We start from the raw sequence: 18077 nt of genomic DNA on the forward strand, positions 1-18077 counted from the left end.
GGGGCGTATTTCCAGTTGTTCAACGAAATCGGCATCATCAGCCAACTCAGCCGCGCCATGTTCGAGGCGCGATTGCCCGACGGTTTGGTGCTGCCGCATTTCAGCGTCATCAATCATTTGATCAGGGTCAAGGATGGACAGACGCCGTTGCAATTGGCCCGCGCGTTTCAGGTGCCTAAAACCAGCATGACGCACACGCTGGCCGGTTTGGAAAAACACGGATTCGTCCAGATGCGCACCAACCCGGATGACGCCCGGAGCAAACAGGTTTGGCTCACCGACCAAGGCCGCGCGTTCCGCGAGACTGCGATTGCAAGCCTTGCGCCGGATGTTGCGGAAATCTCTGATATTTTCGACGGTGATACGCTGTCGATGCTTATTTCGGAGTTGGGACATCTGCGCAAAAGGCTGGACACCCAGCGCGATTAACCTGCTTTGAACGTCACCGACAAACCGCTGAGCAATGGCGTGTCGAATTCGGTCGACCACGTCTCACCGGGCGCGATGGGACGGGCATCTGTCAGAGTACCTGTCGTTACCACTTCGCCGGGCTGGATCGGTTCCGCGCCGGGCATCCGATCGATCTGACTGACCAAGTGCTGCAATGCCATCAGAGGTCCACCGAGCACATCGACACCGTGACCAATCGCCACTTCGTCTGGCCCGGATAACGTGATGCCGCATGTGGTCAGTGCCTCAAGCCGGTCCGCTGTCGGTGCCAGACGCGGCCCGACCCAAAGTGCGCCATGCATGGCGACTGCAGCCACCGCGTCAGGCGCGGTGAAGCGCCATGCGGGGTAGAGTGAGGTCACGATCTCAAGCCCATGGGCCACCCAGTCGATGCAGCCCGCCAGTGCAGTCAGGTCCATCTCGGGGGAAGGGATGGCCTTGAACCCAAACACGATTTCCGGCTCAATCCGGGGTTCGGGCAATAAGGGCAACGTGATCACACCGTCGCTGGTGATGTCGTGCACGCCGCTGTCATACATCCAGCCCCAGACCGGCGCGTCGACGTTGTAGATCGGCCAGATGGTGCGGTTGGTGAAGCCAATTTTGCGGCCAGCGACAACCTCGCCTTTCGCCAGACGCCGGGCGTGAATTTCGGATGCGATCTTATAGCCCTGATCCAAAGTCAGATCGGGCATCTTTTCGGTCAAGGGGGGCACCTGCATATTGCCGTGAAACGCCGCATAAAGCGTGTCAGCGGCGCAAAACTCAGGCACGGTGCGCGCCGTCGGCAAGGGATTTTACGAAGGCCAGAACTTCGTTCACTGGTTTGCCACTTGCCAGTTCCGCCACGATGGCTGACCCAACCACACAGCCGTCAGCGACGCTGGCAATCGCCTCGGACGCGTCGGGTGTCTTAATGCCGAAACCGACGATCACGGGCAGGTCGGTCTGTGATTTGATCCGCGCCACTTCGGGACCAACGTCTGTTGCTTGCGCCTCCGCGGCTCCGGTGATGCCGGTGATCGACACGTAATAAACGAAACCGGATGTGTTCTGAAGAACCTTGGGCAAGCGCTTGTCGTCGGTGGTGGGCGTGGCGAGACGGATAAAGTTCAGCCCTGCCGCCTGCGCGGGGATGCACAGTTCGTCGTCTTCCTCGGGCGGCAGATCCACGATGATCAAACCGTCGATACCCGCCTCTTTGGCTTGGGTCAGGAACAGGTCGACACCGCGCGAATAGATTGGATTGTAATACCCCATCATTACAATTGGTGTGGTATCGTCGCCTTCGCGAAATTTGCGCGCCAATTCCAGCGTGCGGTCCAGCGTCATGCCACCTTCGAGGGCGCGCTGACCGGCCAACTGGATTGTGCTGCCATCCGCCATTGGATCGGTAAAGGGCAGGCCCAACTCGATCACATCGACACCCGCAGCTGGCAGACCCTTGACCAGTTCCAGCGACGTTTCGAAGTCAGGGTCGCCCGCCATAACATAAGACACAAAGGCCTTTTTTCCGGCTTTGTGCAGCTCTGCGAATTTGGCGTCGATACGGGTCATGGTCGTCTCCAATACGTGGTCGCAACCGATTGCCGGAGTTGGGCAGGAAAATCAATGGGGCAGGGGCCGCTGTTTTTGATGCGTGTCAAAGAGACCTTTTTCCAATCCTGTTAGAGTCACCGCAATTCACAAGCCGTAGGGGAGCACCGCATGACCGCAACTGTTGACGCGCCGAACAAGGCCAAAACCAAAGCCAAGGGCGATGGCGGTCTGGATGATCTGGCCACCCGGACCTCGAAAGCCACCACCGCCGAAGAGGTGCGCCGCGCTTTTGAAACCGGTGAATATCCCTACACGACCAAATTGGGGCGGGGCGAATACGAGGCCGAGAAAGCCGCGCTTCAAGCCGAATTGCTGAAGGTGCAGCTGTGGGCGCAGGAGACAGGCCAGAAATTCGTGATGATCTTCGAAGGCCGCGATGCGGCTGGGAAAGGCGGCACGATCAAGCGGTTCACCGAACACCTCAATCCACGCACCGCGCGTGTGGTTGCGTTGAACAAGCCAACAGATGTCGAACGCGGGCAATGGTACTACCAACGCTATATCGAACATTTGCCGACCGCCGGTGAGATCGTTTTGTATGACAGGTCCTGGTACAACCGCGCCGGGGTTGAGCGCGTGATGGGTTTTTGTGAGCCGGGTGAATACCTTGAGTTTATGCGCCAGACCCCGGATTTTGAACGCATGCTGACGCGGTCGGGTATCCGGCTTTACAAATATTGGTTCTCGGTGACCCAAGCGGAACAAAAGCGCCGCTTTGCCAGCCGCGAGACCGATCCGCTAAAACAGTGGAAGCTGTCACCCATCGACAAGGCGAGCCTTAACAAGTGGGACGACTATACCGAGGCGAAAGAGGCGATGTTCTTTTACACCGACACCGCCGACGCGCCATGGACGATCGTCAAATCCGACGACAAGAAACGCGCGCGCCTGAACTGCATGAAGCATTTCCTGTCGACGCTGGACTATCCGGGCAAGGATTATGACGTCGCCACACCACCTGATCCGTTGATCACAGGTGGCGCTGGGCATGTTGTTCACCGCTCTGAACACATCCTTGGCACATCGCTGCATCCCGAAGCGCGCAAGTCGCGCGCATAGGCGCTGGCAATTCTACGCCACAACCAACCAGGAAACCTTGCTTTAGACGCCGGGGGGACTTACCTCCGGTGTCTATGAAACACGCTCTTTGCGCCCTTGCACTTGGATTGATCGCTGCCCCACTTGGCGCACATCCGCACATCTTTGTCGAAACGGCATTGCGGTTCGAAGTCAATGACGACCGAGAGGTCACGGGCGTGACGGTGACATGGGTCTATGATGACTTTTTCACCCTGCTCATTCTGGAAGATTACGGGCTCGATTCCGATGGTGACGGTGTCTTGACTGACGCGGAATTGGAGACGCTGTTCGGGTTTGATCTTGTGGAATGGCCCGAAGGTTTTGAGGGCGACCTGTACGTTTATTCCAATGGCGAAAAGATCGAAATGCCACGCCCCCGCCCCATCGGCATCGCGGTAGAGGACGGGTTTATCACTGCAACCCATTTTCGCGAGATCCCACCCGTGCCGATCGAGGCAGTCGAGATTCTGCAATATGATCCGACCTACTATGTCGCATATGATGTGTCCCAAGGCGTGACGCTGACCGATCCGGGCTGCACCGCTAAAGTGTCCGATCCAGATCAGGCGGCAGCGCAGGCCGCTGTTGACAAAGAACTGAACGGCGGGTCGATGGAGGATGTCTTTAACGAGATGCGCGTCGGCATTCATTTCTCAGATTCGATTACGATCTCATGCGCACCGGCCTCCAACTAGCAGCTCTTGCCGTTGTTGCTCTGGCCGTCTGGCTTTGGGGCTTTGACGGGGCACAATTGCTTGAACGCTGGGCCGCGGAGGGCCAACGCGCCGCGCAAAGCGGCATGGCACGGGGCCTGCGTGCGTTGCGCGCCGAAGAACCGGGTGCGATCTTCACTCTCATGGCGGTCTGTTTTGGGTATGGGTTTTTCCACGCGGTCGGGCCTGGGCACGGCAAAGTGCTGATTGCAGGATACGGCGTGGCAGAGCGTGTAGCTCTGACACGTTTGTCGTTGCTCGCCGTCTTGTCGAGCCTTGCACAGGCAGCGACAGCGATTTTTGTGGTTTATGCGGGTGTGTGGATCCTCGGCCTTGGTCGTGAAGCGATGGTCGGAGCCGCCGAAGACTGGTTCGCACCCTTCAGCTATGCTGCCATCTTTGCCATCGGCGCATGGCTGGCACTGCGCGGCGCAAGACGGCTTTGGCGTGAGCGTGCCGTCGATCACGACCATCACGACCATGATCACCACCATGGCGAAGATGGCGTGTGCAGCACTTGCGGTCATGCCCACGCGCCAACCCCGGAACAGGCGGACAACGTTCATTCGATGCGCGATGCACTGGTCCTGATCGGGGCCATCGCAATCCGCCCCTGTACGGGCGCGCTGTTTCTTTTGATCTTGGCGGTCAGCATGGGGATCGACCTTGCCGGAATTCTTGGCACCTTCGCAATGGGGCTGGGCACTGCCACAGTTACGCTTGCTGCTGCCATCGGCTCTGTGACGTTCCGTGAAGGTATGTTGGCGCGCTTTGCCGAAGGGCCCCATACCGCCCGCATCGCTGGCGTTATCGAAACCGGCGCAGGGCTGATCATTGCCATTCTTGCCGCACAGTTCCTGATCCGCGCCTTGTGACCTGACAAAACTCTTGCCCCGCTGGCAGGGCAGGTCTAACGCACCCGATATGCAAACGGCACAGATGTCATACCCAGCCCATGTCAGGGCTATTTTTGTGTTGGGATTGCCCCTCGTTGGCGGCCACATGGCGCAGATGGCTATTGGCCTGACCGATACGGTGATGGTCGGCTGGTATGGGGCCGAAGCCTTGGCGACGGTGACACTGGCCAATACGCTGTTTTTTTCGCTGTTCCTTTTTGGCTGCGGCTTTGCATGGGCGGTGATGCCGATGGTGGCGTCTTATGCGGCCGAGGGCGACGACCAGAGCGTTCGCCGTTCGACCCGCATGGGCCTTTGGTTATCGGCACTTTTTTGTGTCGTCATGTTCCCACTGTTGTGGTGGTCCGAGGCGGTGTTGCTGATCTTGGGCCAAACTCCGGCAATCGCTGCTGAGGCGCAGGTCTACCTGCGGGTGCTGGCCTTCGGGCTATTGCCCGCGCTGGTGACGATGACGCTCAAAAGCTATCTGGCCGCTCTTGAGAAAACACAGGTGGTTTTCTGGGTTACGGTGGTTGCCGTGCCGTATAATGCGCTGGCAAATTTCGCACTGATCTTTGGCAATTTCGGATTTCCTGAACTGGGCCTGCAAGGTGCGGCCATTGCGTCGCTGAGCACACATGTGTTTTCAGTCATGGTGATCGTCGCCTACATTTTGGCCTTAGTGCGCGAACACAGCCTGTTCCAAAGGCTTTGGAAGCCTGACAATGAAATGTTCGTGCGGGTTTTTCGGCTGGGGGTTCCTATTGGTTTGACGTCGCTTTCGGAAACCGTGCTCTTTGCCGCGTCGGCCATCATGATGGGCTGGCTGGGCACGGTCCCGCTTGCGGCACATGGGATCGCGCTGCAATTGGCATCGATGACATTCATGTTGCATCTGGGCCTGTCCAACGCCGCGACGGTGCGCGCGGGCAACGCGTTCGGCCGCAAAGATTGGCCGCACATGGCACGGGGTGGTCTGGTCGCTCTCGCGCTGTCGGCCTTTGTCGCGCTAATGACCATTCTATTGTTCGTCGGCCTGCCAGAGCCGTTGATTGCAGCCTTCCTCGATCCTGACGATCCGGCCCGGTCCGAGATCATCACATTGGGCATCACTCTATTGATCCTTGCCGCCATTTTCCAGTTGGTCGATGGCGCGCAAGTGATCGCGCTGGGCCTGTTGCGTGGGGTGCAGGACGCTGGCATGCCAATGGTTCTAGCCGCCATTTCCTATTTCGGTATCGGCCTGCCCGCCGCCTATGTGCTGGGCTTTGTGACGGGTTGGGGTGCGGTTGGTATATGGCTTGGGCTGGTGTTGGGCCTGGCCGGAGCCGCAGTGCTTTTGAACCACCGGTTCTGGCTGCGCATGATGCCCACTCTCAGCCGCCTTGCGGCCCCAGCTGCCAACGCTTAGAAGCGGCGCAAATTTGTAAGATCAGGAGAGATCGACATGGGCTTCAAGGTGGGAATCGTGGGTTTGCCGAACGTGGGCAAATCAACCCTCTTCAACGCGCTCACCAAGACGGCTGCGGCGCAGGCGGCGAACTTTCCGTTCTGCACGATTGAGCCCAATGTCGGCGATGTCGCGGTTCCGGATGACCGGCTCGACAAATTGGCCGACATCGCGAAGTCCAAACAGATCATCCCGACGCGGATCACCTTTGTCGATATTGCCGGCCTGGTCAAAGGTGCCTCAAAAGGCGAGGGCTTGGGCAACCAGTTTCTTGCGAACATCCGCGAAGTGGACGCCATCGCCCACGTGCTGCGCTGCTTTGAAGACGGTGATGTGGTGCATGTGGATGGCCGCGTCGATCCGGTGGCTGACGCCGAAACGATTGAAACCGAATTGATGCTGGCGGATATCGAGAGCCTTGAGAAACGCCTGCAGAACATTGTCCGCAAGGTGCGCGGCGGTGACAAGGACGCGGTGCAGCAGGAACGCCTGATGCGCGCCGCATTGGCCGCATTGGAAGAGGGCAAACCTGCCCGCACGGTTGACGTCGATGCCGAAGACGCCAAGGCATGGGACATGCTGCAACTGTTGACCACCAAGCCGGTGCTTTACGTCTGCAACGTCTCTGAATCAGACGCAGCCGACGGCAACACCATGTCCAACGCAGTCGGCGAGATGGCCGCAGGGCAGGGCAACAGCCATGTGGTTATCTCGGCCCAGATCGAAGAAGAGATCAGCCAGCTGGACGATGAAGAAGCGCAGGAATTCCTGTCGGAAATGGGCCTCGACGAACCGGGCCTCGACCGTGTGATCCGCGCTGGATACGAACTCTTGCAGTTAGAAACCTATTTCACTGTCGGCCCAAAAGAAGCCCGCGCCTGGACCATCACCAAAGGCACCGCAGCCCCGCAAGCCGCGGGCGTGATCCACGGTGATTTTGAAAAAGGCTTCATCCGCGCCGAAACCATCGCTTTCGACGACTACGTGACTCTGGGTGGTGAAAACCCTGCTAAAGAGGCTGGCAAGATGCGTGCCGAGGGCAAGGCGTACGTGGTCAAGGATGGCGACGTCTTGCACTTCTTGTTCAACACATAAGCTGTACCGAGGTATCGCCCGGGGTTAAAACCCGAACAAAAGAACCGCAATCGGCACGGGCGACACGGCGACAGCTATCGCGATAAACGTCTGGACCGGAGCGAAGATGCCGCTCATTCCGGCCATCATCATGATGCCGCCACCGCCGCCGAGCACGGCATTGCCGGGCGTGTTGACCAGCAAAGCCAAAGCGATGTAGCGGTGCCGCAAGGCGAACGTAACAGTCCTGGGCGGTGATCCGTCCATCAAAAGACCCAACCGGTCTTTCGGAGGCAGAGCCGCGGCGCGTCCGATCAAATCTGCTGCTTTGCGCATCCGAAGAAGAGACAGAATCCACATCAGTGTTGTTCCCGGCAAGAGCCGCCCAAGAAGGTAAGACACCATCATTGCAAGCACCGTTGCAGCATAAACCAGTGGCGCGATTGCGGCGCCAAAGACGGTCAGCATCGCGATCCCGATTTCCGCGCCCGGCACAAATGGCAATGCCAGCAAGCCGATATATGCGACAGAGCCGAGCATCAGCAAACGATGCACCTGTTTTTCGTTGCTGGGCATGATCGTGAGGTTCAACGCATCTTTCAAAAGATGCGCGCCCCACGTAGCCAGAATAACAATGATCAGTAAACCGGCGACGCGCAGAATGATCGTTTTGGGGGGCAGCCCGACCTGCGTCTCATTTCTCACCCGGGCACAGAGCTTGCGTCGGCAGGCAAACGCGCCCCACGGGCAACGCCGGTGATCTGATGTGTCCAGTACCAGCGACGGGTTGTCCAACTCATTTGAACCGTCATCTCGCCATCGGCGACGTTCCCGTACCACACCACCCTGTGGGGCGCCGTGGGGCAGGTGGCGACGGTGGTGAAATGGATCACGTCCCCTGCGACCCACGTGTGGTAATCGGAAAATCCGAAGTCACAGTATTTCTGACAATCCATCGACATGAACGCCCCGTCTTTGAAGACCAGCGTATCGGTTTCCCCTTCGGCGCCATTGTCGAGCACGGCCTGAATGAAAAAGGCTGCGTCATTCAGTTCGTTGCCCTGTGTCCACGCGTGCTCGGGCACTGTCATGTCCGGGATATCCTCGTTCATGACCGACGCGGCAGCGGCCCCTGTTCCAAGGGTGATGCAGGCAATGGCAGCGGCTTGGGTGATTGGCGTCACAACGGTCGCTCCCTCGTCTGTGCGGCAGACATAGCGTGTACGTTAGCCCGATTGCTGCCCCGTGCAAAGAAAAGACGCGGCTCATTTGCCGGATGCGTCAAAGCAAGCATGCTTTTTAGACGGAATTTGTCATCGATCATGTGTGATTTGGCCTTGTCCCCGCGTGCCCGCTTCCTTAAACGGGTCCACGGAGACGTGGCCGAGTGGTCGAAGGCGCTCCCCTGCTAAGGGAGTAGGCCCGGAAGGGTCTCGAGGGTTCGAATCCCTTCGTCTCCGCCATTTTCCTCAACATCGCTACCTAATAACAAACTGATAGTAAGCGGAATTTGGCGTTTTGCGCTGAATGCGGTGTCTGCTTTGGTTGTTTGATTGACGATGCTGCTTGTTCATTTTGGCTCCTGAAAAGCGACGGTGAACCTGAAATCCTTAGTTGTTCACATCATCAAATCTGTCCGATAGGTGCTGATATCAGACATTGCTTAGTGCCGATGGGATACACGTATGGTTTTTATTGGGCGCAGATTCCAAGAGAACTATCGACTATATTCCGGACATAACTCAACCACTCTTCAGCAAAGGTTTTGGCCAAAAGCGAGGGAGGACGTCGCAAGGGCGTGACCAGCGCGTATCCAAACGGAACGGCCGGTTCGAATTTCACAAACTTGATACCCGGCGCTTGCCCCTTTTGGAGCAAGTAGCTTTTTGCGCTCAGCGGATCGACTATCGCGCAGATTTGCTCGGCCTCGACGAAGTTGAAGAGCGGCAAGAAATACTGAGCATCGACCCTTACGTTGAACCGCGCACCAGCTTCGTCAAAAGCATTTTGTGTGTCAGTCACCGTTGCATGCCCCAGTTGCAGTGTGCCCATTGGCTGCCCATCCAGATCAGCGGCGGTGATGCTGGAATAGGCGGCTAGTGGGTGATGCCGGGGTACTGCGCAAAGGCAGTCACTGGTGATGCGCAACATCTTGAACAGCTCGTCTGGCAGGTTTTCGGTAATGACGTCCGTCAGACCCAGATCGCAAAATCCTATGTCAAAGCTTTGTGCTGCGACCAGGTTTAGAATTTGTGGTGAACTGCGGGTCGATAGTGTGATGCGCACATCTGGCGCGCCTCTACTGAACCGGCTCACGAAATCGGGCATGAGATAGGCTGATGGCCCAGGCATGGCAACAATACGCAAAGACCCGCGAACGCGGTTGCGCATGCCTTCCAAATTCGAACGCGTAGCGGTCAGCCGATCCAGTATTTCCGAGGTCTCGGACAACAGGTAGCGTGCCTCAGGAACAGCAATCAGGCGTCGCCCTTCGCGCTGGAATAAGTCCATACCCAATGATGCCTCTAGCGCTTTGAGAGACGCGCTGACCGCAGGTTGGGTCCGGTTCAGGTTACGTGCGGCCGCACTGACCGAGCCAGTGTTCATGATTTCCCGAAAGACTGCGAGTTGCTGCAAATTCATGCAGATCAGCATATAAGAGGAATTTTGGTTAATAAATAAATTTCAAATTTGATTTTATCTGAAACATACCGTCAGATCGCGTTAGTCCATAACTGCATCGCGCAATCCGAGAGTCGTGCGATGCTATATTCAGGGAGAAAAAATGGGACTTTTTACACAACTTACTGCGGCGGCGATTGCAACAACGCTGACTGCAGGCGTCGCAGCGGCGCAGGATCCGACGTTTTTTCGGATTGGCACCGGTTCTGCTGGCGGGACTTACTTCCCCATCGGCGGAACGATCGCCAACGGTATTTCCGCGCCTCCCGGATCGCGCCCGTGTGACGAAGGTGGTCAGTGCGGCGTACCCGGCCTGATCGCGATTGCACAATCCACAACCGCGTCGGTGTTTAACAACACAGCCGTCCAGAACGGAGAGCTTGAGGCCGGAATGGCGGCGGCTGACGTGACCCGGTCTATGTATCTTGGCGAAGGTAAATTCGATGGCAAGTCGCATGAAAAACTGCGGATCGTTGCTAATCTCTATCCCGAAGACCTGCATCTTGTTCTGCCAGAAGGCGAATCCATCGCAAGCCTGGCCGATCTCGAAGGCAAGCGCGTCGGCATCGCGCAGGCAGGGTCTGGCACGCAGGTTGCCGTGCTTCAGATGCTTGAGAAGTGGGGCATCAACCGTGACAACATCGACGAAGCCGAATTGAACAACAGCCAGTCCGCCGAACGTCTGGCAGATGGTCAGATTGACGCCTATTTCTACGCAGCAGGCTGGCCAGTTTCGGCGATGGTGCAACTTGCCACGACAAAGGGCATGGAACTGCACAGCTTCACAGACGAAGACCTTGCCACCATCAATGAGGCGGTTCCGGCTTATATCCCATCAACTATCCCGGCGGGCGTTTATGAAGGCGTGGACTATGACGTCAGCACACCTGCGGTCTCGGCGTTGTTGGTTGTGTCCTCTGACCTGAGCGATGATTTGGTGTATGGCATCACGTCAGCATTATGGAACGACAACACACGCAAGCTGCTGGACAATGGGCACGCCAAAGGAAAGCAGATAACACCAGATACCGCGCTTGACGGTGTCATGTCGCTGGGTGTGCCGCTGCACCCCGGTGCCGAGAAGTTCTACAAGGAAGCTGGCCTTCTTGAATAATTGCGCGGCTTCTGGCTGATGCAGATCGGCGGCCGACACGTCCTGTCGGCCGCCTCTCATTTTGATACATTCATCACGTTGCGAAAGGACCGGCAATGACACACTCAGCCGAGCAAGAGCCGCGCGATTTGTCTGCCGAAGACCTTGCTGGCATCGAGAGAAAGTATGACGAAGGCGCGGCTACGCGGCAGGTCTCACCCGGTTTCGGCAAGTTCCTGCGCTATGTGGCGCTTACTTTTGCAATGTACCACTACCTGACGGCGGGTTTCGCGCTGCCGACAGATTTCTGGCACATGGGCTGGCACCTGTCCGGATTGTTCATCCTGACCTACGCCCTTTTCCCGATGTTCAAAACCGCATCCGCGTTTGACCTGCAACACAGCCCGCTTCGGATTGGGGGTGTGCCGCTGATCGACATTCTTCTGATGGTCCTCGGCACCTCGGCCGCGCTTTATCTCGGGCTTGCCTGGCGTGGCATTGAATGGCTTGGGATCGAGGAACAGACGTTCCGAATGGGCAATCCGAACACCTATGACATGGTGTTCGGCTGTATCCTCATTTTGTTGGTTCTGGACATCGCGCGCCGCACTCTTGGGTGGATTTTGCCGCTGATCATCTGCGTGTTTATCTCTTATGCGCTCTTTGGTCCGGTCTTTCCCGGGCTTCTCCAGCATCCTGGCGTGAATTTCAAAACCTTCGTGAGTTCGATGTATTTCCCGGCAGAGGGTATCTTCGGCGTCACGCTTTGGGTTGTGTCGACCATCGTCTTTCACTTTGTCCTGTTCGGGGTCATCGCCCAACGCACAGGGTTGGGGCAGTTGTTCATCGACAACGCAACTATCCTTGCCGGGCGCTATACTGGCGGTCCGGCCAAGGTATCCGTCGTGTCTTCAGCATTTTTCGGCACGATTTCGGGGTCCTCCGTTGCCAACACCGTGTCTACTGGGGCATTGACAATTCCGAACATGAAACGCCTTGGCTATCCGGGGCATTTCGCGGGCGGCGTCGAAGCCGCAGCCTCGGCTGGCGGGCAGATCACACCACCCATTATGGGCGCTGCGGCCTTTATCATGGCCGAGTTTCTGGAGCGTCCCTACACCACCATCGTGATCGCTGCGATCTTCCCGGCATTCCTGCACTATGTCGGCGTTTTCGCAGTCGTTCACCTCATGGCGCGCCGTTTGAACCTGCAGGGCCTTTCTGATGACAAGTTGCCGAAACTCAAGGCAGTCTGGAGCCATGGCTGGGCCAATATCGTCCCGTTGATTGGGCTGCTGGTTGTGCTTTTTTCTGGCTACACACCCTATATGTCTGCGTTTTGCGGTATCTCGCTCGCGATTATTGCTGGCATGTCACGGATCAAGGAACCCATCACCTTGGTCTATTCCGCCGCGTTCATCGCCTTTGTGGTCTGGAAATTCACAGGCGGCGGGTTTGATCTGACGATGTCCGCGATCTTGATCGCAGGGGCCGGGATTGCGACGTTCAATCCGCAGAAACGCACCACTCTGACGGAAATGGCAGACACGTTCGAAACCGGCGTCAAATATGCGCTGGCCGTAGGGGCTGCGTCAGCCGCAGTGGGTATTGTCATCGGTGTGATCAACACGACGGGTGTCGGCTTTCGTATCGGTTTTATGGTAACGCAGGCGGCGTCGAACCTAGGGACCGATCTTCACTGGCTCTTTACCTTTGGCACTTGGGAGCTGTTCTCAATCGCCGACCTGACGTTGTTCATTAGCCTCGTATTTATTGCACTGGCCTGTATTCTGATGGGTGCAGGCGTGCCGACCACAGCGCTTTACATCATGCTTGTGTCGGTAGCGCAGCCGGCTTTGGCTCAATTGGATATCCCGCCCATCGCCAGCCATATGTTCGTACTGTACTACGGCGTTGTTGCCGAGATCACGCCTCCGGTCTGCACGTCGGCCTATGCTGCGGCAGCAATTGCGGGATCAAACCCGTTCCGAACCGGTATATCAGCCTTCACCCTTGGATTGGGCAAGGTGGTGGCCCCAATGGCGTTTGTCTATGCGCCAGTGCTACTATTCGTATCGTCCACCGGCTTTGACCTCTGGCAATTCTCTTATACGGCAGCCAGCTGTATTGCCGGAGTGATCGCCCTGTCCTCGGCTGTGGTCGGCTATTGGTTGGCGCCTATGGGAGCGGTGTATCGCTGGCTGATGGCATTGGCCGGTCTGGTCTTTATTGCACCGTCTCTACAGGCCGATCTGGCCGCGCTGATCATTGCCAGCCCGGCGATTATCAGCCAATTGATTCTGCGCAAACGCAATGCCCAACCGGTTTGATCCAATGGCCCCGAACGTCACTGTACTGGGCGCCGGAATCATCGGCATCTGTACGGGTCTTTCATTGCTCGAACAGGGCGCCTCTGTGCGCCTGATCGACAAAAACGATCCGGGTCAGGAAACCTCGTTTGGCAATGCTGGTGTGATTTCCCCGTGGTCCATCGTGCCGCAAGCCATGCCGGGCGTCTGGAAAAAGATCCCCGGCTGGTTGATTGATCCTCTCGGTCCGGTCTCTGTCCGGCCCAGTTATTTGCCGCGACTGGCAAGTTGGGGATTGAAGTTTCTGGCCAATGGCACCGAGGCCCGTGTGCGCGATATATCGGCCGCGATGGATACGCTCAATCAGGATTGTATCTCGCTTTACCGGCACCACCTTCATGGCACCGGACACGAAGACCTTGTTCGCGACAGCTACTACATTCACGCCTATCGGGACGCTGAAGGCGCACGGCTCGACTCGTTAGACAACGAATTGCGCAGTGCCGCAGGAGCAGACCTCGAACGGGCCGATGGGGATCGGCTCAGGGAACTGGAACCGGATCTGTCGCGAGATTTCAAATCCGCAATCGTGATCAAAGGCCAAGCACGCGCTCTTTCACCCGGGCGCATTGGTCAGGTGCTATCGGAAAAGTTTCTGCAAATGGGCGGCCAGATAGAACGCGCCAAGGTCCAGAGTATTGCACCGCGTGAAGATGGCGGTTGGCGTTATGTGACCGATCTCGGCGAACACACGACGCCAAAGCTGGTTTTGGCAATGGGCGTCTGGTCCGCGGAATTCCTGAAGCCCCTAGGCGTCCATATCCCGCTGGAAGCCGAACGCGGGTATCATGTGAATTTCACCTCACCGGGGATCGCGCTCAATCATTCGATCATGGATGTGGATATGAAATTTGTGGCCTCCTCGATGCAGGACGGCGTCCGGGTCGCAGGCACAGCAGAATTTGGCGGGCTGGACGCACCGATCTCGGAAAAGCGCAGCGCCGGTTTGGTGACATTGGCTGGAAAGCTCTCACCAAAGCTGAACACCGAAGCCTATTCAACGTGGTCCGGTCAACGCCCCAGTTTGCCGGACAGCCTACCTTGTATTGGTGAAATCGACGGTTTGCCTGACTTGATCACTGCGTTTGGGCACAGCCATTGGGGTCTGATGATGGCGCCTAAGACCGGGCGGATCGTGGCTGATCTTGCCACTGGTGCCAAAACTAATCTCGATCTTTCGCCCTATCATCCGAACCGTTTCTAGCGGCCACGTCACGACAGGCTTTTTACCCAAGTACTATTCCGAACTCAGCGTGGGTTTCTAACGGAAGGGTGAGCTTGACCGAAGCGATTCCGTGATTGCCTAGAATGCTAATTCGAGGGTTTGATGCGGCAGGTTCGCATCGGCTGTATCGCACAACAGAGTCACGTTGATCTGTGAGATCGCGATCAAACCGTGACAAATCTAGGGCGGCTAAGGCGCGGGCCATTGGTTTGGCTGAGCCTTATTCTCAATCAATGCGCATTGTGGATTTAGCCGTTTCGGGAGGCTCTCGAATCTCGTTTTCAGCTAACCGCTTAGACTTTATTCTCAGAGGACTTTTCGAGAAGAGTTTGCAAGAGCGGAAGCCGATCCTGACCAAAAAACCAATCGTCCTTTACGCAATAGGTGGGTGATCCGAAAATGCCCAAATCAATGGCGCCAGTAGTATGCGCCTCGGCTTTGGCGACAGTCTCGGGTGCCGTTGCAGTGCCTAGCAATAGCTTGGCGTCAAGACCTGCTTTGTCTAGCGCTAGTGTGATATCCGCCGTATCCGCGATGTTAAGGTCATGCACCCATACAGCAGCCAGAATGGCATGGCTTACGGCGCCTTGGTCCACTCCGGCGTCACGGGCCGCTGTGATGACTTGGCATGCCAGAGACATCGGTGCGGGCCAGAACTTTGGCGTGTCATTGAGCGGCAGGTCGAGCACTTCAGCCCAACGTTTCATATCCGCTTTGCGGTGATGCTGTCGCACGGCGGGGTATTTTGCCGGAGGAAAAGACCCCGCCGCAGCAAAGACTTTTGCCATGTCCAGTGGGTGATAGCGTATTTCAACTCCGGCGCGGGAGGCGATCTCGAGCAGCTGGGCATGCCCTAGGTAGGCATAGCCGGACATTGGCGCGAAATAGTAGTCAATGATCGGGTCAGCTGGCAAAAGGCCGGCCCTCTTCGATGGGCAGGCTGGGGTCGCGCGACCACTCGTTCCATGATCCGAAATAAATCCGTACGTCTTTCACGCCCGCCTCTTTGAGCGCCAGAAACGTGTTGGACGCCCGTGCGCCTTTGAAACAATAGATGTAGACAGGCGTGTCTTCAGATATCCCAACGCTGGCACATTCGGCCAAAACCTCTTCGCTGGATTTGATCATTGCACCGTCGGCCGTTGGCTTCATCATACGATACCATTCGATCCATTTCGCGCCGGGAATGCGACCTTTGCGTGGGCAGAAATCTGGTCCGTATGGTGAGGAGCTTGTGGCGATCCATTCGTCTACATCGCGCACATCCAGCAGCGTAATTGCGTCATCGTCCAGCGCCGCCTTCATGTCATCGACATCCAGCATGAGCGATGCAGCCGCCGGATCAATCGGGAAGATTGCAGGCAGGGGCGAGAGTGCGTCTGTGGTCACTGGCATATCAGCAGCAACCCAGGCCTCAAAACCGCCATGCAGGACCTTGACGTTCGGATACCCCAAATAACTTAGCAGGAAATAGCCGCGGCAGGACTGGCCAAAGCCTGTGTTCATCGACTGCTCGTAAAGCACCGCGGTCTTGGTGCCATCCAATCCCGCTGACCCGAAAGCGTCGGCGAATTTCTGGGTCAATTCGGCCATCCCTTCAGGGGTCGAGGTCGCCAAATAGGTGAAGATGTCATGCAGGTTTACAGCCCCTGCGATGTGGCCTGCAGCAAAGCCTTCGGGCGCGCGGGTGTCGATGATCACGATATCATCGGTGGGCATTGCGGCCAATTCAGATGGGGAAATCAGGACAGAAGACATGTTCAATTCCTTTCGGTTCAAGCAGCCGGAAGCTCGGCCAGCATTTTGCGAAGTTGTTTGGTTGCAGGTGTGACCACCGCGATGAAATAGCTTTCACGCAATCGCCGTTGCGCGGCACCCTGACTGACGAACCCGCGTGCACCGCAATGCAGCATGGCAAAATGGGCAGCCTCGGTGGATGCTTCGCCGCCCAGCAAGCGGGCAGTAATCACGCGGCGAAAATAGCCAATTGATGTGTCGTAGGGGGTTTTGGCGAGCTCCATGATCTCTGCTTCCAGCTCATCGAGCTGCGCCTGAAAGTCTTCAGGCTGCTTTTCCAAGTACTTGTTCACATGGCCCAGCGGGCCGCGAACCTGTTCCATCAGTTTGATGGAACTGCGGACCATGCCAAGCGCCATACCTGTCTGCATCAGCACAAAGCCGGGGCGGATCTTTTGTAGGTAGCTGTCAATCGGGTCGGCAAGAATGAAAAGGTCTTCGATCAGGGCGTCGCGAAACTGTACAGACCGCGTTGCTGTGCCGGCCATGGACATGAAATCGTGGTCAAGCACTGTCTTTACACCGGGCTGATCTCCGCGGGCGACTGCCATCACGTGTTTGATGCCGCTTTCGTCTTCGACACTGAAAACAATACCGAAATAGCCATCTTCGCCAACGTTGGACACCCAGGGAAGCGACCCGCGTACGGTATAGCCTTTGTCGGTCCTTGTTCCTTTGAGGCGCATCTTTTCGATGCCAAAGAAGGTTTTCATCGGGTTGGACAGACCTGTACCGCCCAAAGCTTCGCCCTTTGCGATTTTGGGGAGCAGGGTGGCTTTGAGCGCAGTGTTGTCCGAAGACGCCACGTACCAAGCCAAGGCGTTCTGGCACCACATGCAGAATGCTGTGGAAATGCATTCTTCTCCGCCACGCGCAATCGCCTGGATGGTCTGGCCCATATCTATATCGGGTGACACGTGGCTCCCGTAGGCCCCAGCGGTGCCAAAGGCGCGCATGATGTCTTCGGGATATAGGCCGCTGTCAATCTCGCGTACCAATGGCATCAGTTGGGTCGCGGCGACCGCATCAACGCGGGTCAGCATGGCCGATGGGTCAGCTATTCTTTCCTGTAGTGTCATTGCGGTCTCCTTTGGTTTGGCTGTCAGATGGTCTCGGCGACCATGTTGACTGGGCGTGAGAAGGTGTTGAAAACAGGCGAATATTTGATGACGTGCGCCACCAGTTCATCCACCACCGACTGCGGCGTGCCTTCGCATTCCATGTCGACCTTGATGCGCACGTCGGTGAAGCCGATGGGTTTCGCTTCGTTCAGATCGCCTGTGCCCCAGACGGCGGTGATGTTCAGATCGCCTTCCAGTTCCAGTTCCAGCTTGTTCACCGTCATGCCGCGATGCACGGCGTTGGCGTGCAAGCCGACGGCAACACAGGAACCAAGCGCTGCAAGAGACGCCTCGGACGGGTTTGGAGCTGTGTCATCACCCAGCAGGCCGGGGGGCTCATCCACGATGTAGGGTTCCAGATTGCGGATGAAGTTCGCGTGACGGAATTTGCCCTCGGCCACGGTCTTGCACTTCAGGGTCTTGATAACTTCAGGGTTGGCTTTGCTGGTCTCGATCAAGCCGTCCAGGCCAGTCTTGTCGATAGGCGCAAGGCAACCGGTCAGTGCGGTTACGGGTTCAGACATGGTG

At 57.1% G+C, this 18077-nt stretch carries 18 protein-coding genes and 1 tRNA gene; 10 read left to right on the forward strand and 9 right to left on the reverse strand.

The window, feature by feature from the left end:
• The coding region (locus ACTG4M_RS08500; protein ID WP_439123222.1) for a MarR family winged helix-turn-helix transcriptional regulator at positions 1-429 on the forward strand (429 nt) is incomplete at its 5' end.
• Here the strand turns inward: ACTG4M_RS08500 and ACTG4M_RS08505 are convergent.
• Both ACTG4M_RS08505 and trpA read right to left on the reverse strand, forming a co-directional pair.
• Positions 426-1223, reverse strand: coding sequence for a 2-keto-4-pentenoate hydratase (locus ACTG4M_RS08505; protein WP_439123223.1), 798 nt, complete (start codon positions 1221-1223; stop codon positions 426-428). The genes ACTG4M_RS08500 and ACTG4M_RS08505 overlap by 4 nt on opposite strands.
• Complete coding sequence (gene trpA / locus ACTG4M_RS08510; protein WP_439123224.1) at positions 1216-2007, reverse strand: tryptophan synthase subunit alpha; 792 nt, start codon at positions 2005-2007, stop codon at positions 1216-1218. Before trpA ends, ACTG4M_RS08505 begins: the two co-directional genes overlap by 8 nt.
• A 150-nt stretch (positions 2008-2157) precedes the next feature.
• Between trpA and ppk2 the strand changes: the two genes are divergently transcribed.
• The 5 genes from ppk2 (at position 2158) to ychF (ending at position 7283) form a co-directional block, all read left to right on the forward strand.
• Complete coding sequence (ppk2, locus tag ACTG4M_RS08515; RefSeq protein ID WP_439123225.1) at positions 2158-3108, forward strand: polyphosphate kinase 2; 951 nt, start codon at positions 2158-2160, stop codon at positions 3106-3108.
• A 74-nt stretch (positions 3109-3182) separates the two neighbouring features.
• On the forward strand, positions 3183-3824 hold the full coding sequence (locus ACTG4M_RS08520) for a DUF1007 family protein (protein WP_439123226.1): 642 nt from the start codon (positions 3183-3185) through the stop codon (positions 3822-3824).
• Complete coding sequence (locus ACTG4M_RS08525; protein ID WP_439123227.1) at positions 3803-4717, forward strand: nickel/cobalt transporter; 915 nt, start codon at positions 3803-3805, stop codon at positions 4715-4717. Before ACTG4M_RS08520 ends, ACTG4M_RS08525 begins: the two co-directional genes overlap by 22 nt.
• Before the next feature lie 49 nt (positions 4718-4766).
• Positions 4767-6149, forward strand: coding sequence for an MATE family efflux transporter (locus ACTG4M_RS08530; protein WP_439123228.1), 1383 nt, complete (start codon positions 4767-4769; stop codon positions 6147-6149).
• A 36-nt stretch (positions 6150-6185) separates the two neighbouring features.
• Positions 6186-7283, forward strand: coding sequence for a redox-regulated ATPase YchF (ychF, locus tag ACTG4M_RS08535; protein ID WP_439123229.1), 1098 nt, complete (start codon positions 6186-6188; stop codon positions 7281-7283).
• Between the two features lie 24 nt (positions 7284-7307).
• Here the strand turns inward: ychF and ACTG4M_RS08540 are convergent, their stop codons facing one another.
• Both ACTG4M_RS08540 and ACTG4M_RS08545 read right to left on the reverse strand, forming a co-directional pair.
• The gene (locus ACTG4M_RS08540) at positions 7308-7967 is read right to left on the reverse strand and encodes a hypothetical protein (protein ID WP_439123230.1); all 660 of its coding nucleotides are present in this window, start codon (positions 7965-7967) and stop codon (positions 7308-7310) included.
• A complete protein-coding gene (locus ACTG4M_RS08545; RefSeq protein WP_439123231.1) occupies positions 7964-8446 on the reverse strand; it encodes a hypothetical protein in 483 nt (160 codons plus the stop codon). Before ACTG4M_RS08545 ends, ACTG4M_RS08540 begins: the two co-directional genes overlap by 4 nt.
• 189 nt (positions 8447-8635) lie before the next feature.
• Here ACTG4M_RS08545 and ACTG4M_RS08550 point away from each other — a divergent pair.
• Positions 8636-8725: transfer RNA gene (locus ACTG4M_RS08550), tRNA-Ser, on the forward strand.
• A 229-nt stretch (positions 8726-8954) separates the two neighbouring features.
• Here the strand turns inward: ACTG4M_RS08550 and ACTG4M_RS08555 are convergent.
• Positions 8955-9917 (reverse strand): LysR family transcriptional regulator, encoded by a 963-nt coding sequence (locus ACTG4M_RS08555; RefSeq protein ID WP_439123232.1) that lies wholly within the window; start codon positions 9915-9917, stop codon positions 8955-8957.
• Positions 9918-10047: 130 nt separating this feature from the next.
• Between ACTG4M_RS08555 and ACTG4M_RS08560 the strand changes: the two genes are divergently transcribed.
• The 3 genes from ACTG4M_RS08560 (at position 10048) to ACTG4M_RS08570 (ending at position 14610) form a co-directional block, all read left to right on the forward strand.
• Complete coding sequence (locus ACTG4M_RS08560) at positions 10048-11058, forward strand: TAXI family TRAP transporter solute-binding subunit (RefSeq protein WP_439123233.1); 1011 nt, start codon at positions 10048-10050, stop codon at positions 11056-11058.
• Between the two features lie 95 nt (positions 11059-11153).
• Positions 11154-13367 carry a TRAP transporter permease gene (locus ACTG4M_RS08565; protein ID WP_439123234.1) on the forward strand — a complete coding sequence of 738 codons (2214 nt, stop codon included), beginning with the start codon at positions 11154-11156 and terminating at the stop codon, positions 13365-13367.
• Positions 13351-14610, forward strand: a complete 1260-nt coding sequence (locus ACTG4M_RS08570; RefSeq protein WP_439123235.1) for an NAD(P)/FAD-dependent oxidoreductase — start codon at positions 13351-13353, stop codon at positions 14608-14610. Before ACTG4M_RS08565 ends, ACTG4M_RS08570 begins: the two co-directional genes overlap by 17 nt.
• A 314-nt stretch (positions 14611-14924) precedes the next feature.
• Here ACTG4M_RS08570 and ACTG4M_RS08575 read toward each other — a convergent pair whose 3' ends face one another.
• The 4 genes from ACTG4M_RS08575 to ACTG4M_RS08590 are packed head-to-tail and all read right to left on the reverse strand — an operon-like array spanning position 14925 to position 18073.
• Positions 14925-15545, reverse strand: a complete 621-nt coding sequence (locus ACTG4M_RS08575; protein WP_439123236.1) for a 2-hydroxychromene-2-carboxylate isomerase — start codon at positions 15543-15545, stop codon at positions 14925-14927.
• The gene (locus tag ACTG4M_RS08580) at positions 15535-16389 is read right to left on the reverse strand and encodes a sulfurtransferase (protein WP_439123237.1); all 855 of its coding nucleotides are present in this window, start codon (positions 16387-16389) and stop codon (positions 15535-15537) included. Before ACTG4M_RS08580 ends, ACTG4M_RS08575 begins: the two co-directional genes overlap by 11 nt.
• A 17-nt stretch (positions 16390-16406) precedes the next feature.
• Positions 16407-17507, reverse strand: a complete 1101-nt coding sequence (locus ACTG4M_RS08585) for an acyl-CoA dehydrogenase family protein (RefSeq protein ID WP_439123238.1) — start codon at positions 17505-17507, stop codon at positions 16407-16409.
• Between the two features lie 23 nt (positions 17508-17530).
• The gene (locus ACTG4M_RS08590) at positions 17531-18073 is read right to left on the reverse strand and encodes an OsmC family protein (protein WP_439123239.1); all 543 of its coding nucleotides are present in this window, start codon (positions 18071-18073) and stop codon (positions 17531-17533) included.
• Positions 18074-18077 lie beyond the last annotated feature (4 nt).

The sequence above is a fragment of the Marivita sp. genome, assembly GCF_965656765.1.
Classification (GTDB): Bacteria; Pseudomonadota; Alphaproteobacteria; order Rhodobacterales; family Rhodobacteraceae; genus Marivita.